Genomic DNA, 21,569 nt, shown 5'->3' with positions numbered 1-21,569 from the left:
AATCTACCAGAACGGAGCGATCATTCATGAATATCGGCATAAGCGGGGCCAATGGTCAGTTAGGCTCGGCGGTATTGGACGATTTGAAAAAGGGAACGGCGGCTCATGCCTTGATCGCGATCAGCCGATCGCCGAAACAGCCGGTTTCCGTTCCACGTTCCGGCGACGCTGCCGCTGCGGCGGAACTTGCGAGCCTCGAATGGCGCATCGGCGACTACGATCGTCCGGGAACGCTTCCCGCGGCTTACGCCGGACTGGATCGACTGCTGCTGATTCCTTCGCCGGAACTGCTGCCGGGCAGACGCGCCGAGCAGCTCAATACGGCGATCGACGCGGCGATGAAAGCGGGAGTCGGCCATATCGTGCTGGTGTCTTCGACTACCGCGTACGAGACAGAGACGCCGAGCAACGCTTCAACCTATTGGTCGAGCGAACGTCATTTGATTCATCACGCGCCTTCGTGGAGCATCTTACGGATGAATTATTTTGCCGAGACGTTTGCCCAGGAAGCGCAGATCGCGGCACACACCGGCGTTTTGAACGGATTGGCGGAAAATAAAGCGGCGTTCGTTTCGCGGGACGATCTGGCCGCCGCTGCCGCCGGACTGCTGGCAGGTAGCGTTCGCCGCAGCGCTTTCTACGCGATCACCGGCGACCGTTCGTTGACCGGCGCGCAGCGCGCCGAAGCCGTATCGCGGGCAAGCGGCCGTCCCGTGACTTTCGCGATCGTGCCGGAAGCCGACATGATCGCCGGGTTTCAAGCCGCGGGTCTGCCCGATATCGCGACAAACGCCATTCTCGATATCCAACGCGACTTCGCGAACGGTCTGTTCGATATCGTGACCGGCGACGTCGAGCGCTTGTCCGGCCGGCGTCCGCGCAGTCTGGCAAGCGTATTGGAAGAAGCTTTTACTTCGGATACGGATATGCCTTAAGCGGCAGACGATGCTTTGAAGGCGATATTTTGAAGAGGACGATATGTGGAAAAGCTTCAAAAAAGAGCAGCGCATGTCGCTCTGCTCTTTTTGCTTTTTATGAGAGATGTGCGATTCAGACAAACGAAAAAATTAAATTAGGCAAGCCGCCGGTATATTCTTTCTTTTTCGCAAAGCCGTTTTGCCGTTAAAATAGAATGAACGTTCTATCTAAAAAGGAGGCTTCACCATGAGCGCGAAAAAAGAAGACCTGCTTCATGTCGCGGAAATACTTTTTTACAATCACGGCTTTCATGCAATCGGGTTAAAAAAAATCGTCAGCGAGTCCGGCATCGCGATGATGACGTTATACAACCATTTTCCGTCCAAAGACCATCTCGTTATCGAAGTGCTGAAACGCAGGGAAGAACGGTATATGGATCATTTGCGTTTTTTTATCGACTTTTTCAAATATAACGGCGAATATGCCGAGTCCGACAGCGGTCCGGGCAGCCCTTTTCTTCGGATCGCCGCCGCCCATTGCCGTTGGCTGAACGATTATGCCGCGAAAGGCTGCCTTTTTTTGCGGGCCAAAGAAGAATACGGCGCCGAGCCGGAGCATCCGATCGTCCTTCAAGTCGACGAGCACAAGCACCGGCTGCGGGAATTTGTGCAATCGGCGGAGCCTTCGCGTTCCCCGGAAGAAACGCTACGGCTTTGTCTGCTGCTCGAAGGATCGACGGCTCTGGCCGAAAGCGAAAATCTTGAACAGGTGACGCGCGAAACGCTGTTTATGGCGGAGCGATTGTTCGCGTAACGGATCAGTCCAGTCAGTCGATGACCGCGGCGCTGCTTTGTACCACGTCCAGCCACCTTTTTGCCAACAATCCGTGGCCAGCCGTCGTCGGATGCACGCCGTCCCAGACCCAGTAAGACGCCGGGGCGATACGGCAAGCGTCGTCGAACGCGTCTTGCAGCGGAACGAAGACGGCAGCGTACTCGGCGGCCAGGCGTTGAACGGCTTCCGAACACGCGTCGGCGGCCGCCCGCCAAGCGTTCCAATCGTAATCGGTATGGCCGCCGGGCAGGATAAACGGTTCGCACAGCACGAGTCGGGCATCGGGCATTTCTTGTCGCGTGCGCTCCAGCAAACGGCGGTACCCGTCTTCGTACCCGATCGGATCGAAGCCGCCCGGCTCCGCGATCGACATTAGGATATCGTTGACGCCGACCAAAATACTGAGCACGTCCGGCGCAAGCGCGATCGCGTCTTCTTGCCAACGACTTTCCAGATCGCTCACCCGGTTGCCGCTGATGCCGCGGTTAACGAACTCCGGCTGCTTCCCCGCCAGTTCCAGCCCCAGCTTCGCCGCGATCCAGAACGCATAGCCGTGTCCCAAAATATGATTCGGGTCCGTATCGCGCCCCCGGTTGCCGTCGGTAATGGAATCCCCTTGAAACAAGATCGTTTTTCCTTTTTGATGCTGTTTTGCCGCTTCGTTCATCTAGTCCTTCTCTCCTCTTCGAAAACGTTTCAAATTCCGAACCAAACAACTATTCTCCGGCAAAACGGCATTATCCTGCTTGATCGCTCCGGAAGATTTGACCTCGCGGTTGTTGAATCCGTGCGAATATTGATTTGGCTCCGCGCACATCCGCGCTTAAAAGCCCCGCGTTTCCCGTCAAGGAAACGCGGGGCCGATTCGCCTCCATATCCGAATGTCGCACCGTGCGCCTCCGTTCGAATCCCGTCTTTTTCGCCTAATAGCCGATCTTGATCGAACTTCCTTCCACCGCAATGCCCGGCGACAGCCGAAGAGGGAAACGCTGCTCCGGGGAAAAGCCGATCGTTTCGCCGTCTTGCAGCGTCGCGCCGCAGTCCACGATGTATCCCGCGATATGGAACGTCAGCTCGAACACGTCGGTCAGCTCGCGCCGGGATCGCAGCACCTCGATCTCGGCATGACCGAAATCGCGCAGCCCGATCGTATATGACGAAACGCCTTCTTCCTCTTCATACAGCCCGACGAACACCCATAATTGCACGGGAAGCTCGCCTTCTTTGAGCAGCATGGCGTTTTGGACGTACGCTTCGGCGGATACGACCATCGGGGACATGTACAGCGCCAGCGCGAACTCCTGTTTTAACATGCTGCACAGCACCTGCGTGAACAACACATGGCCGACCAGCGGATCTTCGACCCCCGATACCGAGACGATAACGTGCGCGCGATAGCCTTCGATCGATTGTTCGGCTTCCGGCCATAACGGATTGATGCCGCAGCAGCTTCGTACTTCGTTGCCGGGCAGCGGCGCCCGCACCAGCGAGCAGGTTACGGTCAAGCCGTCGACTTCGAACAACATGCTTCCCAATTCCGGCAAAGCATAGGTTCCGATGTCCCAATCATTTTTCAGATTACGGATAAAACGCGGGAAATCGCATTCCGGCTCGCGCAACAGCACGAACCCGAGCAGCGAATCTCCCGCTTGAACCGGACGGTTTTGGCGCTTTCTGCGCACTCGCTCCTCTCCCGGACGTTCAAACAATTCCATTGCCAGGTCTCCTTTTTTCGTTGGGATATTATGTACACCGTTGAGTATGTAATTACCCCAAGCGCGAAAAAATTTAGCCTATATCGGCATAACTCCTTCCAGAGACTCACGAAACGTTTTGATAACCGGGAAAAAGAAGTCGAAAATCGGCGAATCATGCAGGCGAATGACCAAAAGTCGAATGCCGCAGGACGCGGTTCGGACTTGTTCGGGGATCGGCAGGATCGAAAGATTCGGCTGCCGATTGCCGTTTTTCAGCTTTTCCGGTCGGCTTTTCTGCGGCTGTGCCCTATTGCGCGAAGCGCAATGAACAACAGCACAATCGCCGCCGGATACAGCACCGCCCAACCCGTGAACGGGAAGATCAGCAGCATGACGACGAACGAAATCAGGCTGAACGCAAAGCCGCTTCGGCTGCCGCGCAGCAGTTTCAAGCCCGCGGCGCAGCCGCCCAGATACGTAAGGATAAACGTGGCGTTCGGCAGCCGGATCAGATCGTTGAGCGACGCGGCTCCGGTCGCGTACAGCAGCAGCACGACCGCGAAGCAGCCGGCGAGAAAAGCGATCGCGCCGATCGGCGTGCCGTAGCGCTTCGAGCGCAGCCCCATCCAGCGCGGCGCTTCGCTTTGCCGGGACAAGGCGTACGCGACCCGCGACGAAGCTCCGACGTAAGCGACGATCGTGGCGGTGCAAATAAACAGCCCGGTCAAACCGAGCAGCAATCCGCCTGCGGGGCCAAGCGAATCGCTCATCATGCGAACCAGCGCCGTATCGGCGTCCGCTCCGATATACGCGCCCGACGCGACGACGGCAAAAGCGGTCACCGCGTACAGCAGACCCACGATCACGGCGGCGACGGTCACGCCCCGGATCGCGGCGCGGCGTGGGTCTTTGAATTCTTCGGACAGATGCGCCACCGCTTCCCAGCCGATAAAGCACCAGAACAACATGGACGCCGCGCTGCCGACGCTGATCCAGCCGTGCGGCACGAACGGACGCAGATTGTCCAGCCGCATCTGAGGCATGGCGGCCGCCGCTGCCAGCAACAGCACGGCTACGATCGCGATCACGACGGCGACCTGGATACGGCCCGCCGTTTTCATGCCGACCGCGTTAATGAGCAGCCCGGCCGCCAATATGCCGATCGTCATCGCGATTCGGACCGATTCGCTCCATCCGGCGGCTTCGGCCATGTAGCCCGCGCCGGTCAGCGCGGCGACCGGCGCGCCGATCGGCACCGACAGCAGAAAAAACCATCCCGTCAACGTCCCGATCTTTTTGCCGAACGCCAACGTCACGAAATGCGAAACGCCGCCCGCGTTCGGATAAGCGGCGGACAACAGCCCCATGCTGAGCGCCATCGGCAAAATCAGCAGCGCCATCAGTCCCCAGGCCAGCAGCGATGCCGGACCGGCTTCCTGCGCGGCCAGGCCGGGCACGATCAATATGCCCGATCCCAGCACCGCGCCGATATATAACGCCACCGCTTGCGGCAAGCCGATCGTGCGGGCCAATCTTCCCGACGGTTCTTTCGGCTCGGGCGCCGAAGCGGATTCGGAAACCGCGAACTCCGTTTGGGATGACAGCTTGGAACGATTTTGTACTTCCATTTCTTCTCCGCCTCTCTTGCTTTTTCGTTCAGCTTAGCAGACAATGATCCCATCTGAAAAACGAATGTTTTAGATGTGACCTATTCAAAAAAACGATGGATCGGAGGACGAAGATGGAATCGAGACATTTATTCACGTTTTTGACCGTCGTCGAAACCGGGAGTTTTACCAAAGCCGCGCTGAAAATGGATTACGCGCAGTCCAGCGTGACGGCGCAGATTCAGACGCTCGAAGCCGAAGTCGGCAAGCCGCTGTTCGACCGGATCGGCCGCGGGATCAAACTGACCGACGCGGGCGAACGGCTGCTGCCTTTCGCGCAGGAGATCCAAAAAATGCACCTGCTCGCTTCCGACGCGCTCCATTCCGGCAGCGAGATCGGCGGCACGCTGACGATCGGCGCGCCGGAGTCGCTGGCCGCGTTCCGTTTGCCGCCGATTATCCGGGAATACAAAAAGTGGTTTCCCCACGTGAAGATCGTGCTGCGCCCCGGCATGTGCTGGGAGTTGCTGTCTTCCGCGCGTTCCGGCGAGCTGGACGTGGCTTTTTTGCTTCAACCGGAAACGTCGGACAAAGATATGAATATCGAGACGTTGATCTGTGAAGAAATGGCATTGATCGCGCAACCGGACCATCCGCTCGCGGCATCGCCGCAGCTTCTCGACGCCGAAGCGCTGCGCAGCGAAACGATCCTGTTTACCGAAAGCGGCTGTTCGTATCGCACGTTGTTCGAGCAGCATCTCAATCGGCGCGGCGTGTTTCCCGATCCGACGCTGGAGTTTTGGAGTCTCGAAGCGATCAAGCAATGCGTCGCGGCGGAACTGGGCGTCGCTTTTCTGCCGTGGATCACGGTACGCAAAGAATGCGAAGACGGACGTCTGGCCCGGCTTCCGTGGGACGATTCCGATCAGCGCGTCGCGACCCAGGTCGCGTACCATGCCAAAAAATGGCGTTCGGCCGCTTTGGAAGAATTTTTGCGCATCGTCCGCGAACACGCGGCGCGCTGGCAGACGGCGGAACAGCAAGCGGAGGACAAACGCGTCATAGGAAACGAGGTGGCGAAAAGGTAGACAGGAGCCGCGGTTGCGCGGGGCGATGAGGAGGTGGAACGGCGAGGAAGTGTAGAAGCAAAATAGCCGGCGTTTCCCAATTTTCCAAACGAGAAACCGAGTTTTCTGTGCCGATCTATAAATAAATGCAAATAGGCATCTATTTGCTTCCGATTCTGTCTTTCGGGGAAAATAAGGGCTAATATGCACTTAATTCCCCTTTTTCCGGACCAGAAGATGCTTTTCCGCCGAAATAATTGCCTATTCGCATTTATTTTCGAATTTGCAAAGGTTTGGCGGAAATTAGTTGCACATCTGCACTTATTTTTTATTCGTTGCTTTGCTCGTTACGTTATGCTTGTCGTTCTGTGCTTATCGCACTGCGCTTGTCATGCCGTACTTATTAGCTTGTTAGCTTGTTACGCCGTAACCGGCTCGCGCACATTACTGACGGAGACTTCGATACGCTTATTCGGGCTTCCGATCCCTTTCGTTCCGGTCCGTCCCTTCATGCCCGAACCGGAACGACGCGGTACGAAAAGGTCGGCTCGCCGACGCCAACGTTGTTTTCGCCGACGAAGCTTTCGTTGCCGGCATTCTGGCTGACTTCGGCAGGCTTGCCTTCGCCCTGTCGCTCGATCGTCCAGCCGATCGACAGCACAGGAGCAAGCCGTTCCCGTTCGGCTGCGGTCAACTCGACCGCGACGCCTTCGATACCTTCGCCGCGTTCGACTTCGGAGTCGCGTCCGAATACGATCTTGATCCAGGTATTGATGCCGCCCAACGTATTGTATTTGATCCGGTAGCCCTGTTTGACCGCTTGCTCAAGCACTTCCGGTTGCTCGCGGTGCAAAATGAGCAGCGGAGTGAAGTCCGCGATGATCGAATTGTCGGCAGAAGGCAGCTCTCCTTCTGCCGCGCGGCGCAGCAGTTCTTCGCTATCCAACCCTAGCGCGCGGACGCTCTCCAATACGATCGCATCCCATTGGGACAGTCTGACCCGTTCGGTCGTTTGCTTAATTTCGCTCATTTTCGATCTCCTCTCATCGGCATGCCGCCTATGTCCCTCTCAAACGCTTAATTCATATTCCGCCCATCGTCTTACACGGAATTAAGCTCAAGCATCAGGAACCTTTGTTGCTTCGCAGCACGTTGCTGTTTCCACTTTACAGCAAGTCGATCCTGCTTGTACAGAGCAAGGCTTGCCAACTTATGGCCTCGTTTCAAACCGATTATTGCTCGTCGCCTTCATTTTTGGTGGTATAATGGAACCCAATTCGTGACCCTGCGAAAACCCGACCGAAAGAGGCTGAAGCCCTGATGATCGTCGAGATCCTGCTTAACGTCGTTCTTCCCGTATTTGTCTTAATCGTTGCCGGTTCGTTAATGCAGCGATTGTTCCAACTGGATCTGTATACGCTATCCAAGATCAACTTTTACTACATAACGCCTGCGGTCGTGTTTATGAGCTTGTACCAGTCCAATATCTCGCTTGAACTGCTGGGCAGCGTCGCGCTTTTCTACGGACTGTATATCGGGGTGCTGTATATCTTCTGCTTCATCCTCACCCGCTCGCTCAACTATCCAAGCAGTATGAAGGCGGCTTTCACCAACAGTGTGCTACTGGACAACTCGGGCAATTACGGGCTTCCGATCAATCAGTTGGTATTCGTAGGTTCGCCGCTTGCGGCATCTATCCAGGCTTTGCTGATGTCTTTTCAAAGTCTGCTGACCTTCACCTACGGCGTCATCTCGATTCAAGGGGCAAGGCTTAGCGGCAATTATCGCAGTGTGATCATCGGCTTTTTAAAAATACCGGTTCCTTATGCGCTGGTGCTTGGATTTCTGCTTCACGCCTTCGCGATGCCGCTGCCGAATTTCGTCACGCAGCCGCTTGGCTATATCCAAAATTCGATGGTCGCGGTGGCGCTGTTGACACTGGGTGCACAAATCGTAAAGTATCCGCTGCGGCTTGGACGTCCGGCGATCTACTTCAGTATGATCCTGCGGCTGATCGCGGCTCCGGCCATTGGATATCTGCTTATTCTCGTACTCGGTCTAAAAGGGATTCCTGCACAAGCGCTTTTAATCGCCTCCGGTATGCCGACCGGGGTCAATTCCGCGATTTTGGCCGAAGAATACCGCAACGAGCCGGATTTCGCCGCGCAAACGGTGCTGGTGTCCACGATCCTGAACATTGTCACCGTAACGGTGCTGATCACGATCGCCGGACATTTGTAAAAAAGAAGATTGAGACATCGCTCACAGACTTTCTTTTCTTCGGAATACTACAATAAGAAAGTCCGCTACGAACCGAAAAAAGCCGCAGCGAATGATTGGGTCATTCGCTGCGGCTTTTTTATTTTTCGTATGCGCATATGTGCACCAACGCATCTAACGCTCTTGACTTACATCCGGAATGCCGTCGTTTTATCGAGCAGCCGCCCGGTCATACGGTTCAATTCTTCGGAAGAAGTGGACAGCTCCTCCATAATCGCAGATTCCTCATGGATAGAGCTGGCGATCCGCTTGGCCTCTTCGGCAAAAAGGACAGCGCGTTCGCTGATTTCGCCGGCATGGCGGTGCGCAAGATCTACCCGGCCCGTCTGCTGCGAGATCATCGTCTCGATGCTGTGCACCGAATTCACCATGCCACCGACCGCCGCATCAAGATGCTCAAGCTTCGCTTCGACTTCTCCGGTATGCTGTTCTTCGCGTTTCACGCGTTCGCTTTGCTGCCCGATCAGCAGTACCGTATCGCGCACCTGATCTTGAATACGACGGATCAGATCGCCGATCTGACCGACCGATTCGGCGCTTTGCTCGGACAGTTTGCGAATCTCGTGAGCCACGACGGCGAAACCCGAACCATGTTCGCCCGCCCGTGCCGCTTCGATCGAAGCGTTCAAAGCCAGCAGATGCGTCTGCTCGGCAATGTCGCGGATCGAACGGTTAATGACTTCGATATCCGCCGCTTCGCGCTCCAAACGTCCGACCATCTCCTGCGAGCGCAAGCTGGATTGCGACAGTTCGCCCATCCCTTCGCGCAGCGCCACGAAAATACCGCGCGTCGTTCGCACGGATTCTTCCATGCCGCCGGACAGCTCGATCATTTCTTGCGAACTGCTTTTCATTCCATTGAACGCGCCCAGCATTTCGTCGGCATTGCGTCTGGAATTTTCGGTCGACTGCTGCTGGTGCTCCACGCCTTCGTAGATACGGTCCACGCCGCCCGAGATCTCTTCGATCTGCTGCGCCGCTTCGGAAATGGCATCGCTCATCATCTGCACGTTTTCGGATGTGACGCCGGCCCCGGAAGCGATATCTTCCACCATGTCGCGCAAGCTGCCGACCATTTGACGAAAAGCGTCGTTCAGCACCGTGATTTCATCTTGCGCGCTGCGTTTCGGCACGTCGACGCACAGATTGCCCGCCGATACTTCCTGCGCCGTTTTGGCAAGCTGCACGATCGGTTTGGTCAGCAGTTTGGACACGAACCATCCCAGCACACCGCTCCAAAAAACGCCGAGCAGCAAAATGATGACGGTGTATAGCCATTCCGCCATAGAACCCGCAAGATAGTCTTTTAAAAAGAAAATAAAAAAGGCGCTTGTTGCATACGTGATTCCCGAGATCAGAACGAACCCGGCAACCATTTTTGTTCCTAAATTCAGTTTCATCTGCGCTTTTCCCCCAACTCTTCGATTCCAGGTCTGCCGTCTGCAGCTGTCGCAACAATGCGTGGCACGCCAATTCCGCCGATCCCCCCGGAACGGCTGTTTTCAGCACGCGAAACGTTTCCCTATTTTCTTTTTATCGATTTTGTAACCGCTTCAATGAATAAAAAGGTAAAATTCTTTCTTTTTAAATACTCCTCCTTTTATACACGCCCCTTGCGTGCCTCAATTTGCTTAAAAAAACTTTTTTCTATAACCTGAGACGATTATCCCACAACAGGAGGGTAGTTTGAACCCCTTTGGCAAAAGAAAAAAGGGACTTCCTTCCGGAAAGCCCCCTAAATACCTATTCGATCAGCGTTTATCATGCCAAAAATTAACTGGAGACGTGCCTTGTTCAATCACTTCGAATGTAAATCCTTCTGCACTCAGCGTTTTTAATACCTCGGGCAATACCTTAAGCGTCGCTTTTTGATCGTGCATCAACACCACCGGAACCGTTCCTTGTTTCTCGATCGTATCGATCTGATCCAGAATGCTACGGATCACTTTCTCATGGTCGGTCTTATACTTCCAGTCCTCCGAGTCCACGTTCCAGTCCCACAGACGGAAGCCTGCCGACAACACTTTATCGCGATAGCTTTGGGTAAAATAAGGCTTGCTGCCGTAAGGCGTGCGAATCAACGTCGTTTTGACGCCCGCAGCCTTGTACAGCGCTTCGTTGTCCTGCGTCATCTCTTCCAGTGCCGACGCCGGAGAAGCGTAAAATTTGTTTTTCACATGCGTCATGCCGTGCAGGCCTGCCGCGTTACCGGACTCGACCAGACGTTGAACGGCTTTCGGATAGGATGAAATGCCAGGACCCAGCATGAAGAAAGTTGCTTTCGCGTTATATTGATCCAAAATGTCCAATAGCTCATTCGTATGCGCGGTTGGGCCGTCGTCAAAGGTCAGATAGATCGGCTTGGACGAGACTGGCTTTTCCGTCTGCGGCTTCTCTTCCGTTTTCCCGCGATCAGGGTTCAACGCCGTACGGTTCTGGTCTACGAAACTTTGCAGGCTCAATTTTTGCTTGCCGCTCGTGATCCGCACGACAGGAACACTGGCATCGTAGGCAATGCCAAAGTTAAATGTCCCTTTGAGCAACGAAGCGGGGATCATGGTACGGCCCGCGCTAACGTAAGTCTTAAGCGGAGTTGATTTTTTTCCGTTTAACGCCGTTTGCTTGGATGGAATGACCACTACGCTATGTTTGCTTCCGGCAATTACGATTTTATCGGTCGTTCCGCTAACTTTGAGATGAAGCTGCTGCGAAGTTTCGCGAAGCGGCACGTATAGAGCGCCTGCGTTCATTTCCGCCTTGATTCCTGTCAGCTCGTCGTTGTAGCCTAGCGGCAGCTCGCGAATAGTTGCTGCTTTCGTCATTTGCGGTACTGCGGCCCATAGCAAAATCGCCATCAACATCAGCAGACCGCTTCTTTTCCACGTACGTTGCCAATCGATCCTTTTCATTTCGCTACCTCCGTTGTTTTCCAGGGGACCGGTCCACTCCGTTGCTTCGGATACCGTCTGCCCGGATGCTACGGAATTTTCGTGCGGGTGCTGCATTGCTTATGCCCGGCTCCAACTCCTGTGTCCAAGTATAGAGAACGCAGCCACGCAATGTCTTTACACTCCGGTTAAAAAAAGTTACAAATTGTTCGGAAATTCGCTTTGTTTCGCGCAAAAGACCTTTTAGTTCAATAGTCCCTAAAAAATATTTACAACTGCATGACAAATGCTATACACAAATGAAAACGAACAACCGAAATATCTATTAGACACAAGTTAGACACTTTCAAAACAACAAAAATGATAGCTGCCGAGTCGAAAAAAGATTTTTAAAAGTCACGTTTTCCTTGATTTCATTGATTTCTTTTTTAAATTTCATATGTAAATATAGATTTAAGGAAAAATTAATGAACTTTTTGTGAAAGTGTGATATTGTAAATTTACATTCAACGAAGAGGTGACTTCACATGCCAATGCAAAACCGTGTACAAGAACTCAGAGATCTGCTCCCAAGCGAACACAAGGGTATTTCGTCCTATGTTGAGCATGCTCTGCAATCGATTGATGAGCTCGTCGAAAAACACCGCTGCGATAACGCTGCTCTCGCCATTTACGGTGAACGAATCAACGGAAACGAAGAGCGTGTTTACTTCGATACGATCTCCCAAATCAAAGCCGATCTGCTGGCAACATTGGAAAAAACGGTTCAGGATGCCCTTCACACCGGCGACAAGAACTGGAGCAAAAACTACAAAGACGGCATTAAAGGTTAATTTGCCCATGACTACTGACCCCAGACGTTTGCCAAACAAAAAGACCTGACCTCCAAGGAATCTTGGAAGACGGGTCTTTTTGGTTTTGCGAATTTTTTAGATGTCAAAAATTTAAGATTTTCGCAACTTCGTTTTTTCGACTCTACACCATTTCTAACGGGACTTTACGCTTTGGTGCGGGAAAAGCTTTGTTCAGCAAAGCTTCGTCTTCTTCGGTTAGTTGAAGCAAAATAGCCGCGGCGTTTTCGGTGACGTGTTCCGGGCTGGCCGCTTTCGGTATAGCCATGACGTCGCCGCCACGTATCGCCCAGGCCAACAACACCTGCGCAGGCGTCGCCGACAATCGTTCCGCAATATCGCGCACTGCGGAGTCGTTCATGAGTTCCCGCCGCAACGAACCTCCCTGCGCCAACGGACAATACGCCATGATCGGCATGCGCGCCTGTTTTTGCCACGGCAACAGATCGTATTCGATTCCCCGCGAGCCCAGATGATACAGCACCTGATTGGTCTCGCAGCCCCGGCCGTTCGGCGTTGCCAGCAGCTCCTCCATATCTCCCCGGTCCAGATTCGATACGCCCCACCGCTTGATTTTCCCGTCTCGCTTCAGCTTTTCCATCGCTTCAGCCGTTTCGGAAAGCGGAACGCGGCCCCGCCAATGCAGCAAGTACAGGTCAAGCACGTCCGTCTCCAGACGGCGCAGGCTATCCTCGCAGGCTTTGACGATGGCGGTACGCCCTGCATGATTCGGCAACGCTTTGCTCACAAGAAAAGCGTCGTCGCGCCGGCCTTTGATCGCGCGCGCCACGACTTCTTCCGATCCTCCGTTCCCGTACATTTCCGCCGTGTCGATCACGCTCATTCCGAGATCCAGTCCCAAGCGAAGCGCATCGGCCTCGCGCGCCGCTTCGGAAGCGACTTCGCCCATATACCAAGTGCCTTGACCGATCGCGGGCAGTTCGGTGCCGTCGACGAGCCGCACCGTGCGCCGCCGAAGGGCTTCGTGAATTTGTTCGACTGAGTAAGTGCCCATAGATGAATCTCCGCCTTTCTGTTGTTCTTGCGCTACTTATATGTATAAACCCAAACGGCCGACGTAAAATCCGATTAGGCGGAAAGAGCGGCGCTGCGGGAGAAAGCGTGGCGCTGCGGAAGAAATTCGTTCAGAACGCTGTCTCACTTACAAAGCCTTCGGCTTCGTAAGTTCAAAGGCGTTTTTCACTGAATTTCTCCCTCCGCTCGGCTTTCAGGTATTTGTTGTAAATTAAAAAAGTTGCCTTGAGCCGATATTTCAGCTCAAGGCAACCCGTTTATTATAAACGTTAAAAAGCGTCACGCTTTTGGCAGGAACGGCTTAAGCGCCCCGCCCGGCCGCTTCGTCTATCGCATTCGCGTTCGAAGAATCGGCATCCGCCGAAGAAGCTGTCGGCGGCTCGGCCGTCATGCCCAGCGAAAGATCCGCGTCGCCCGCAAACAGATCGCCCGGAGGAACGGGACGGCTGAAATAGTAGCCCTGGAACTCCAGGCAGCGCTGTTCGGTCAGGATTTCGAGTTGGCCTTCCGTTTCGATGCCTTCGGCGATGACGTCCATGCCGAGGCTGTAAGCCATCGCGATGATGGTGGTCACGATAGCGCGTTCGTTGCCGCTTTCTTCGAGTCGCATGACGAAGGAACGGTCGATTTTCAAGCGGCTGATCGGCAGCATGCTCAGATAGCTCAGCGAGCTGTAGCCGGTGCCGAAGTCGTCGAGGCTCAGACGAATGCCCAGCCGTTTCAGGCGGTTCATGATCGCGATCGACAAAGCGGCGTCCATCATCATGCTTTCGGTAATCTCCAACTCCAGGTATTGCGGATCAAGCCCCGTTTCGACGAGAATGCGTTCGATCTCGAATTCGAGGTCCGGCTGGTGGAATTGCTGGGTCGACAAGTTGACGGAGACCGGAACTTTCGTTTGCCCCGCGTCGTGCCAGATTTTCGTCTGAAGGCAAGCTTCTCTCAAAACCCAGCGTCCGATCTCCATAATGATCCCCGTTTCTTCCGCGATCGGGATAAACCGATCCGGCGGGATCATGCCGCGGACCGGATGTTTCCAGCGCAGCAAAGCTTCGATCCCGATCAGTTGGCGGTCCGGCATCCGGTATTGAGGTTGGTAATAAACTTCCAGTTCGCCGCGCTCGATCGCTTTGCGCAAATCCGCTTCGATCTCGATCTTGAACAGCAATTCCTCGTCCAGTTCCGGCGAGTAGAAACGATAGCCGTTTTTCCCTCCGCGCTTGACCTCGTACATGGCGGAGTCCGCGTTTTTGATCAATTCTTCGCGGTCTTCGCCGTGTTCCGGGTACATGGCGACGCCGATACTGGCCGTCACGTAAAAGTCGTTGTCTTTGAGCGTGTACGGTACCTGAATCACGGACACGATGCGCTGCGCCAAACGCGCGACTTCGTCGTCCGAAGCGAACGAATGACAAATCAGCGCGAATTCGTCGCCGCCCATACGCGACAGCGTCACTTTTTCCGGATCGATCACTTCGCAGATCCGCTGCCCGACCTTTTGCAAGAAAGCGTCGCCGTAAGCGTGGCCGAGCGAATCGTTGATCATTTTGAACCGGTCGATATCCAGCACCATGACGGCCATTCGTTTCGCGCCCCGTGCTTGTTCGATCCGGTCTTCGACCAGGGTGTTGAACTGCCGGCGGTTCGGCAAGCTGGTCAGCTCGTCGTGATAAGCCAAATGCTCGACTTTCGCCCGCGTTTTTTTCTGCTGGGTGATATCGCGCACGATGATATGCGTCCCGGTCGCTTCTCCGTCGACGCTGATCGGCACGCTGATCACGCTCAGATGGATATGTTCGCCGTTCGGATGCACGATCTGCGTTTCGTACGCCCGGCTGTTCAGCGAAAACGATTCTTCATGCTGCTCGCGCGCGGCGCGGTAAATCTCGGGCTCGAAAAACCGATGCAGCGCCGTAACCGGTTTGCCGACGAAGTCTTCGCGTATCGATTCGGTCATGTTCAGGATCGCCGGGTTCATGTCGATGATTCGGCCTTCGGTATTGATCGACAAAATGCCGTCCACGTTGTTTTCGTACAGAGCCCGGTACCATTTTTCCTGCTGCCGAATCATCTTGTCTTTCTGGTTCAGACGCCCGTTGATAAAAGCGCCGTAAATGGTAAAGCTGATCAACAGCAGGCTGCTGAGCGCGATGATGAGCGCCAGGCTGTTCATATCGACCTCGCTGCCGCCAATCATGCCGTCATGATGCTCATGCACGTGAAAACTCGCCGCCGCCATGCCGGTGTAGTGCATGCCCGCGATCGCCGCGCCCATCAGGATCGCGCTGGCCCATTTGTATAATGTGCGGCTGCCTTCCTGACGCAGTTCGCGCATCAAAGCGAGGGCAGCCATCGACGCCGTAATCGCGATCACGACCGACAGCGTAACAAGCCAAGGATTGTAACTGATTTTCATCGCCATCGCGGCCATGCCCGTGTAGTGCATATCGATCACGCCCGAAGCCAGCAACAGCCCGCCGATCAAAAGCGCGCGCCACGTCAGCTTTTTTTGCGTAACCGTCCATAGCGCGATAAACGAAACGAAGATCGGAACCACCATGGAAAGAATCACGAGCGGAATATTATAAGTCATCTGCATAGGCAGTTGGAGCGCCAGCATGCCGACGAAGTGCATCGACCAAATGCCGATTCCCATCGAAACCGCACCGCCGGCCAGCCAGAATACCCGCAACCTGCCGCTCGCCAGATGGATTCGGCCTGCCAGATTGAGCGCGGAGTATGAAGCAAGTATAGAGATCATGCAGGAGACGATGACCAGGCCGATATTGTATGTGCCTTGTACGGTTTCCATGTTCTGCTCCTTTCCTAACTTTCATTTTGCAAATTTCGATTTTGAACAATGCGATCTATCTTCTTTATCGGTCGCTCCCGCTTTTTTCTACAGCACGGGATTTGTAAAAAGGCTTCGCGCTTCAATCGTCCAACTCGTCTTCCAGATAAAACCGCAGTTCTTTGTAGATCGCGACGATGTCCCGCATCGGCATGCGGACAAGCCCGCTGGACGACGGAGCCACGAAGTCGATCACGCCGTCGACCGCCGATTCCGGTTGAAAGCCCCAATTCGCCTGTTTGCGGCCCGTGAATTCGGTGTAGACGCCTTTTCCGACATAACAGGCGACTTTCGGCAGGTATTCGGCCAGTTTGCCGCGCAAAATCGTGCGGCCTTCCCGGTATTCTTCGCGGGCGATATCTTCAACGCCGCGCGTCGGGCGCGCCACGATATTGGTAAAGCCGAACCCGAGTTTCAACAGGTCCCCGTCTTCCGTAGGGGCATAGCGCCGGTCTGTCAATCCGGATTCTTCCAGAATACGCCAGAAGTTGTTGCGCGGATTGGCGTAATGATGCCCCGTTTCGCCCGAACGCAAACTGGGATTGAATCCGATGAACAGAACGGACAACCCGTGGTCCAAATGATCTTCGATTTCCGGCATGCTCGTCGTCACGCTCCTTTCATGAACGAAGCAAAGCAAGAGCCAAACTTCGAAACCCGTTCGCGATTCACGCCCGCGCGCGTTCGCAGAGATCGGCGCTCGAACTTTTCGTTTGCTTTACAAGCGCTTTTTTTAGAGTTACCGTAAAAGAATAAGGTTCGAGGCTCGTTTCGAACCAAAAACGCAAAACGACGCAATTCGGTTGCTTCCAATGTTTATTACTAAATCGCTTATCTCATCATACAAGGAGTCGGTCGAATGTACCAGCTACAGCAGCAATTTAACGAAGCCGGATCTTCCGCGAATCCGGCATCCTCGCGCATTCTGATCGTGACCGCCGTGGAAGCGGAGCGCGAAGCCGTAATGGGCGGCCTCGGCGGCGACGAGCGCTTCGTCGTGATTGCCGGAGGCGTGGGTCCGGCGGCGGTAGCCGCAGGCACGGCGCGCGCGCTTGCAGGCGGCGCGTATTCGCGCGTCGTCAGCGCGGGTATCGCGGGCGGCTTCGCGGGCCTCGCCGATATCGGCTCGCTGGTCGTGGCGAGCCGCATGGTTGCAGCCGACCTGGGCTCGGATAGCCCCGAAGGCTTTATTTCCGTAGACGAGCTGGGCTTCGGCTCGTCGGTCATTCCGGCCGAGGACGAAGTCTCGGCCGCTCTCGCGGGCGCGCTGCAAGGCGCCGGTCTTGCGGCGCGACTGGCGCCGATCGTGACGGTGTCCACGACCACCGGCACGCTTGCGGGCGCGCGGGCTTTGGCCGCGCGGGTGCCCGGCGCGGCGGCGGAAGGCATGGAAGGCTTCGGCGTGGCGGAAGCCGCCCGGCAGTTCGGGTTGCCCGCATTGGAACTGCGGGCGATCTCGAACGCGGTCGGTCCCCGCGACCGCGGTGCCTGGAAGATCGGCGACGCGCTAAGCGCGCTTCGCCGCGCAAGCTCAATTTTACCGGAGGTGTTTTTCGCTTGAAGATCGCATTTTCCCCTTGTCCCAACGATACATTCGTTTTTCACGCCGTGACGCATGGCTTGATCGACGGCGCGCCTGAGCTTGAAGTCACATACGCCGATATCGACATCACCAATAACTGGGCAGCTAACGGCGAAGGGCCGGAGGTCATGAAAATCTCTTATGCCGCTCTGCCTTGGGTGCTGAACGACTACGCGCTCATTCCTTGCGGCGGCGCGCTGGGTCGCGGCTGCGGTCCGCTGGTGCTGACAAAGGACGCCGCAGCTCCAAGCGATCTGTCCGGCAAACGCATCGCGGTACCCAGCGAACGTTCGACCGCTTATCTGTTATTCCGTCTATGGGCAGCGCAAACGATCCCTGGCGGCATCGGCGAAGTTGTCGTTATGCCGTTTGACAAGATTATGCCGGCTGTGCAAAACGGCGATATCGACGCGGGTCTCGTGATCCACGAAGCCCGTTTCACGTACCAAAATTATGGCCTGCATAAGCTTGCCGATATGGGAGACTGGTGGGAATCGGACACGGGCCTTCCGATCCCGCTCGGTGCCATTATCGCCAAACGCGGCGCGGTCGATCCGCAACGGATCACGGAATGGGTTCGTGCTTCCGTCGAATATGCTTGGACAAATCCGGAAGCTTCGCGCGATTATGTGCTCGAACATGCGCAGGAGATGGATTCTGCCGTTGCCGATTCGCATATTGCACTGTATGTCAACGAATTCACGGCCAATCTCGGCGAAGACGGTTATGCCGCCATACGCTCATTGTTGACGCGCGCCGCGCGCGAAGGCTTGGTACCGCAATTCGACGAGAAACTGCTCGATCCCGCTTAAAGGCGCCGATGCTCCGAGCGATACGGATAGCGCCGAAAAGAAATTTTCCCGAAGCAGCTTGGCTGGGTTCGGATTTGCAGAACTCCAGCACTCTGGAACCATGTTAGAACAAAATATGAAGCGATGCTGGAGGAAAAGGCAAAAGCAGTTGAAATAAGTGCTCGAATACACTGATTTCGATCGATTTAATTCCCGCTTTTCGAATAGGTGCAGATATACATCTATTCGAATAAAAAACGCGAAAAAGAGCTTAAAACGGAGAAAATAGGTGCATATCCGCATCTATTTTCTCAAAATGGTAAAATTCGAAGAAAATAAGTGTATATTTGTACTTTTTTTTGGGAATCGAAAGCTCAGGTTGTTCCGCTTCGCGTAGCGAAATCCGCAAACGGAAAACCGATTGAAATTTTCAGCCTGATTTTTGCGCTTGCTGTCAAACAGGACTTTCTCGACCATTCAAACGCCGATTTTTTCGGCGTTTTTTTGTTGGGCAGCTAAACACTCGAGCATCCATACTACATCTATTTATGTAATTTTTATGTTTTTAGTTCCATAAAAAGGTCAATCTCTTTGCGAAAGGGTAATCTATCCGTATCCGGCATTGGACGGTTGCGCCTGTTGCGTCAGGCCGCACGACCCGATTTTGGCCGATCATGAAATGGAGGGGATTCCTATTTCCAATCAGAAGCCTGTCAAAAGAACGTTTGCGTTGTTGATGGCCGCTTTGCTGTTGTTCACAATCGGATTCAATATCGCGCCGGCTTCCGGGTACGCGGTTTCGCCGGTCACGGTTTACGATCCGACCGACCTGAAGGACCAATCCGTCACATTGAATGCCGAAGTTTCGTTCATTCCCGGTTCGAATGCCGAGTTCGGCTTTTATTACTGGCTACACGACGAAAGTCCGAACGGCAAGCCTTTGAACGCACTCAAGGTCCCGACGAATCAAGTATTTCCGGGCATCTCCACTACGAGCTTCAAGCTCGACGTCACGGGTTTGCAGCCCGGCAAAGCCTACGATTACACGGCTTATTACATTGCGGACAACACCAACTCCAGCAACCAGCCTCAAGAAAGCCAGCCTTTTTCTTTTACAACCTATCTTTATGTTTCCTATCTGAGCGAGGCCGTTTTGAGCCAGGTTCCCAACGGCACTAAAGCCTCTTCCATTCAATGGCCGACTACTGTAACAGCGACTCTTAGCGATAGCACTACGATCGAGCTGCCCGTAACGTGGGATTATTCCGATTACGAAAGCGCTCCCTTGTATATCGACCTTCCGTCCGGTTGGACGTTCAGCGATGCCGGCGGATTCAAAAACTTCAAAGGCGTCGTTACCCTCCCGAATGACGGGAAAACCATTTTCGATCCGAACGGATATTGGTCCGCGGACGATGCCGTGCTTTATTTCCGCATGGATTATCCCGACCTGACCGGCATTCCGTCCGTTCCGGGCTTCAGCGTTCCGAAAGGAACCGCCGTCGAAAACGTCGCCGGGCAACTTCCCGCGACGCTGACCCTGTCGTACAGCAATAACAAAACGGCCGCGACGCCGATCGAATGGGATGACGCGACGCCGGTATACGACGGCGCGACGCCGGGAACTTACACGTTTACCGGAACGCCGCAATGCCTGTACCAAATGCCGACATTCGCGCGCGGTACCGATACGCCGATATCGGTCCGCGCTCCGATCGGCGGCTGCGGATTCAACAATCCGCAAAACTTGACGGCCAAAGCGGTCGTGACCGTCACAGATCTTAACGTTACGCCTACGCCCAACCCGAACCCGACGCCCGTGACGACCGTACCGACGCCTACGACCACCGCGCCGAGCACGCGCAGCGTGCAAGTGATCGTGACCAATCCGAATGGCGGCCAGACCGCTTCCGTTCCGATCACGGATCTGATCGGCAACAATCTGTCGCTTCGCGGCGCGCTCTATAACGCAAACGGCCAGCCTGTCGCCGGGGTGTCCGAACTGACCTTGTCGTCGAACGGTACGCTGAATATTCCGTCTTCGCTGCCGAGCGGCACCTATCGCCTCGCGCTGAACGTCGTCGCTCCGAGCGGCGAAAGGCTGGCCGGTCCTCCGGCCACGCTCACCGTCGACTCGGCAGGCAACGCGACGCTCAATGCCGAGCTGATCGATCCTTACGGCATTATTACCGATTCTTCTACGGGGCAACCTATCCCGGGCGTGAAAACGACGCTGTATTGGGCCGATACCGCCAATAACCGGGCGAACGGACGCGTTCCGGGAACCGTCGTTCAACTGCCTGCACTGCCCGATTTTGCTCCGAACCAAAATGCCGATCCGCAAATCAGCAACGCTCAAGGCGAATACGGCTGGATGGTTTTCCCGGAAAGCGATTATTACATCATTGCGGAAAAAGACGGCTACGCCAACTTCGACAGCCGGAACTCGAACGTATCCGCAACCTTCGGCACGGACAGCTATATCCGCGCGGGCAATATCCACGTCGGACAAACGATCGTCGAATACAACTTCACGATGCAATCGAACGTCCGGCAGTACATCGCCTATATGCGCGGATATCCGAACGGCAAATTCGAGCCGCAACAAGGGGTAAAACGTTCCGAAGTCGCGGCGATTCTCAACCGCACGATGCAGGCCTCGGGTACGGCCTCGAACGCCGCTACGAATTTCGCGGACGTCCCGGCAAGCAACTGGGCCCATGAAGATATCCGCTTCGTTGTCGAACAAGGCTGGATGCAAGGCACGAGCGCGACGCTGTTCCAACCGAACCGTTCCGTTACCCGGGCCGAGCTGGCGCAAATCTTGATGAACGTGTACGGTTGGACGCCCGAAACGGGCGGGACTTCTTTCAGCGATATCCAAAACAACTGGGCTTCGGAAGCGATCCGAACAGCGGCCGCCCAAGGCTTGCTCAACGGCTACTCGGACGGCACGTTCCGCCCGGACCAACCGATCTCCCGTGCCGAGACGGTCACGCTGATCAACCGTTTGACCGAGCGTCCTTCCGCTCCCGAACTTCCGATGACATGGAGCGACGTTCCCGTATCGACCTGGGCGTACGGCGATATCATGGCCGCTTCGCTGGATCATTGACAGAAGGCTGCCATACTCACGGAAGGATTAAGCAATCTGATCTTATGAACACA

The 21,569-nt window shown here is 55.0% G+C and carries 17 protein-coding genes; 8 read left to right on the top strand and 9 right to left on the bottom strand.

The window, feature by feature from the left end; translation table 11 throughout:
* Window positions 1-26 precede the first annotated feature (26 nt).
* The gene (locus WKI47_RS20925) at window positions 27-935 is read left to right on the top strand and encodes an NAD(P)H-binding protein (protein WP_340229130.1); all 909 of its coding nucleotides are present in this window, start codon (window positions 27-29) and stop codon (window positions 933-935) included.
* A gap of 229 nt (window positions 936-1,164) precedes the next feature.
* Entirely contained in the window at window positions 1,165-1,731 is a 567-nt protein-coding gene (locus WKI47_RS20920) for a TetR/AcrR family transcriptional regulator (protein ID WP_340229129.1), read from the top strand.
* 13 nt (window positions 1,732-1,744) lie between these two features.
* Here the strand turns inward: WKI47_RS20920 and WKI47_RS20915 are convergent, their stop codons facing one another.
* The 3 genes from WKI47_RS20915 to WKI47_RS20905 form a co-directional block, all read right to left on the bottom strand.
* Window positions 1,745-2,419 carry an SGNH/GDSL hydrolase family protein gene (locus WKI47_RS20915; RefSeq protein WP_340229128.1) on the bottom strand — a complete coding sequence of 225 codons (675 nt, stop codon included), beginning with the start codon at window positions 2,417-2,419 and terminating at the stop codon, window positions 1,745-1,747.
* A 256-nt stretch (window positions 2,420-2,675) separates the two neighbouring features.
* Window positions 2,676-3,467, bottom strand: coding sequence for a DUF4261 domain-containing protein (locus tag WKI47_RS20910; RefSeq protein WP_340229127.1), 792 nt, complete (start codon window positions 3,465-3,467; stop codon window positions 2,676-2,678).
* A 254-nt stretch (window positions 3,468-3,721) separates the two neighbouring features.
* Window positions 3,722-5,077, bottom strand: coding sequence for an APC family permease (locus tag WKI47_RS20905; RefSeq protein WP_340229126.1), 1,356 nt, complete (start codon window positions 5,075-5,077; stop codon window positions 3,722-3,724).
* A 113-nt stretch (window positions 5,078-5,190) separates the two neighbouring features.
* Between WKI47_RS20905 and WKI47_RS20900 the strand changes: the two genes are divergently transcribed.
* A complete protein-coding gene (locus tag WKI47_RS20900; protein ID WP_340229125.1) occupies window positions 5,191-6,144 on the top strand; it encodes a LysR family transcriptional regulator in 954 nt (317 codons plus the stop codon).
* 487 nt (window positions 6,145-6,631) lie between these two features.
* On the opposite strand, the gene WKI47_RS20895 is transcribed toward WKI47_RS20900, so the two are convergent.
* Entirely contained in the window at window positions 6,632-7,153 is a 522-nt protein-coding gene (locus tag WKI47_RS20895; protein WP_340229124.1) for a hypothetical protein, read from the bottom strand.
* A 290-nt stretch (window positions 7,154-7,443) separates the two neighbouring features.
* Here WKI47_RS20895 and WKI47_RS20890 point away from each other — a divergent pair, with 290 nt between their 5' ends.
* On the top strand, window positions 7,444-8,364 hold the full coding sequence (locus tag WKI47_RS20890; protein WP_340229123.1) for an AEC family transporter: 921 nt from the start codon (window positions 7,444-7,446) through the stop codon (window positions 8,362-8,364).
* Window positions 8,365-8,531: 167 nt separating this feature from the next.
* Here the strand turns inward: WKI47_RS20890 and WKI47_RS20885 are convergent, their stop codons facing one another.
* Window positions 8,532-9,803: a methyl-accepting chemotaxis protein gene (locus tag WKI47_RS20885; protein ID WP_340229122.1), complete on the bottom strand. Its 1,272-nt coding sequence runs from the start codon at window positions 9,801-9,803 to the stop codon at window positions 8,532-8,534.
* A gap of 351 nt (window positions 9,804-10,154) precedes the next feature.
* A complete protein-coding gene (locus tag WKI47_RS20880) occupies window positions 10,155-11,312 on the bottom strand; it encodes a polysaccharide deacetylase (RefSeq protein WP_340229121.1) in 1,158 nt (385 codons plus the stop codon).
* A gap of 506 nt (window positions 11,313-11,818) precedes the next feature.
* Between WKI47_RS20880 and WKI47_RS20875 the strand changes: the two genes are divergently transcribed.
* Complete coding sequence (locus WKI47_RS20875) at window positions 11,819-12,124, top strand: hypothetical protein (RefSeq protein ID WP_340229120.1); 306 nt, start codon at window positions 11,819-11,821, stop codon at window positions 12,122-12,124.
* Window positions 12,125-12,266: 142 nt separating this feature from the next.
* On the opposite strand, the gene WKI47_RS20870 is transcribed toward WKI47_RS20875, so the two are convergent.
* From WKI47_RS20870 to WKI47_RS20860, 3 genes are all read right to left on the bottom strand, one after another.
* The gene (locus WKI47_RS20870; protein WP_340229119.1) at window positions 12,267-13,157 is read right to left on the bottom strand and encodes an aldo/keto reductase; all 891 of its coding nucleotides are present in this window, start codon (window positions 13,155-13,157) and stop codon (window positions 12,267-12,269) included.
* A 321-nt stretch (window positions 13,158-13,478) separates the two neighbouring features.
* Window positions 13,479-15,989 (bottom strand): EAL domain-containing protein, encoded by a 2,511-nt coding sequence (locus tag WKI47_RS20865; RefSeq protein WP_340229118.1) that lies wholly within the window; start codon window positions 15,987-15,989, stop codon window positions 13,479-13,481.
* A 121-nt stretch (window positions 15,990-16,110) separates the two neighbouring features.
* Window positions 16,111-16,629, bottom strand: coding sequence for a mismatch-specific DNA-glycosylase (locus tag WKI47_RS20860; RefSeq protein ID WP_340229117.1), 519 nt, complete (start codon window positions 16,627-16,629; stop codon window positions 16,111-16,113).
* A gap of 258 nt (window positions 16,630-16,887) precedes the next feature.
* On the opposite strand from WKI47_RS20860, the gene WKI47_RS20855 reads away from it, so the two are divergent.
* The 3 genes from WKI47_RS20855 to WKI47_RS20845 all read left to right on the top strand — a co-directional run bounded on the left by WKI47_RS20855 (window position 16,888) and on the right by WKI47_RS20845 (window position 21,516).
* Window positions 16,888-17,589, top strand: a complete 702-nt coding sequence (locus WKI47_RS20855; RefSeq protein WP_340229116.1) for a futalosine hydrolase — start codon at window positions 16,888-16,890, stop codon at window positions 17,587-17,589.
* Window positions 17,586-18,422: a 1,4-dihydroxy-6-naphthoate synthase gene (locus tag WKI47_RS20850; protein ID WP_340229115.1), complete on the top strand. Its 837-nt coding sequence runs from the start codon at window positions 17,586-17,588 to the stop codon at window positions 18,420-18,422. The genes WKI47_RS20855 and WKI47_RS20850 overlap by 4 nt, the downstream gene beginning before the upstream one ends.
* A gap of 658 nt (window positions 18,423-19,080) precedes the next feature.
* A complete protein-coding gene (locus WKI47_RS20845) occupies window positions 19,081-21,516 on the top strand; it encodes an S-layer homology domain-containing protein (RefSeq protein ID WP_340229114.1) in 2,436 nt (811 codons plus the stop codon).
* Window positions 21,517-21,569: the final 53 nt, after the last annotated feature.

It is taken from the genome of Saccharibacillus sacchari, from assembly GCF_037722395.1.
In the GTDB taxonomy this organism is placed as follows: domain Bacteria; phylum Bacillota; class Bacilli; order Paenibacillales; family Paenibacillaceae; genus Saccharibacillus; species Saccharibacillus sacchari_A.
Note: the sequence above shows the minus strand (reverse complement) of the source record. Positions and strands in the feature narration are given on the sequence as shown.

What these genes read in the sequence shown, in the direction of transcription:
- WKI47_RS20870 (WP_340229119.1), bottom strand. Translation starts at nt 13,157, where the DNA reads ATGGGCACTTACTCAGTCGAACAAATTCACGAAGCCCTTCGGCGGCGC.
- WKI47_RS20925 (WP_340229130.1), top strand. Translation starts at nt 27, where the DNA reads ATGAATATCGGCATAAGCGGGGCCAATGGTCAGTTAGGCTCGGCGGTA.
- WKI47_RS20885 (WP_340229122.1), bottom strand. Translation starts at nt 9,803, where the DNA reads ATGAAACTGAATTTAGGAACAAAAATGGTTGCCGGGTTCGTTCTGATC.
- WKI47_RS20860 (WP_340229117.1), bottom strand. Translation starts at nt 16,629, where the DNA reads ATGCCGGAAATCGAAGATCATTTGGACCACGGGTTGTCCGTTCTGTTC.
- WKI47_RS20880 (WP_340229121.1), bottom strand. Translation starts at nt 11,312, where the DNA reads ATGAAAAGGATCGATTGGCAACGTACGTGGAAAAGAAGCGGTCTGCTG.
- WKI47_RS20900 (WP_340229125.1), top strand. Translation starts at nt 5,191, where the DNA reads ATGGAATCGAGACATTTATTCACGTTTTTGACCGTCGTCGAAACCGGG.
- WKI47_RS20890 (WP_340229123.1), top strand. Translation starts at nt 7,444, where the DNA reads ATGATCGTCGAGATCCTGCTTAACGTCGTTCTTCCCGTATTTGTCTTA.
- WKI47_RS20920 (WP_340229129.1), top strand. Translation starts at nt 1,165, where the DNA reads ATGAGCGCGAAAAAAGAAGACCTGCTTCATGTCGCGGAAATACTTTTT.
- WKI47_RS20845 (WP_340229114.1), top strand. Translation starts at nt 19,081, where the DNA reads ATGGAGGGGATTCCTATTTCCAATCAGAAGCCTGTCAAAAGAACGTTT.
- WKI47_RS20865 (WP_340229118.1), bottom strand. Translation starts at nt 15,989, where the DNA reads ATGGAAACCGTACAAGGCACATACAATATCGGCCTGGTCATCGTCTCC.
- WKI47_RS20895 (WP_340229124.1), bottom strand. Translation starts at nt 7,153, where the DNA reads ATGAGCGAAATTAAGCAAACGACCGAACGGGTCAGACTGTCCCAATGG.
- WKI47_RS20905 (WP_340229126.1), bottom strand. Translation starts at nt 5,077, where the DNA reads ATGGAAGTACAAAATCGTTCCAAGCTGTCATCCCAAACGGAGTTCGCG.
- WKI47_RS20910 (WP_340229127.1), bottom strand. Translation starts at nt 3,467, where the DNA reads ATGGAATTGTTTGAACGTCCGGGAGAGGAGCGAGTGCGCAGAAAGCGC.
- WKI47_RS20855 (WP_340229116.1), top strand. Translation starts at nt 16,888, where the DNA reads ATGTACCAGCTACAGCAGCAATTTAACGAAGCCGGATCTTCCGCGAAT.
- WKI47_RS20875 (WP_340229120.1), top strand. Translation starts at nt 11,819, where the DNA reads ATGCCAATGCAAAACCGTGTACAAGAACTCAGAGATCTGCTCCCAAGC.
- WKI47_RS20915 (WP_340229128.1), bottom strand. Translation starts at nt 2,419, where the DNA reads ATGAACGAAGCGGCAAAACAGCATCAAAAAGGAAAAACGATCTTGTTT.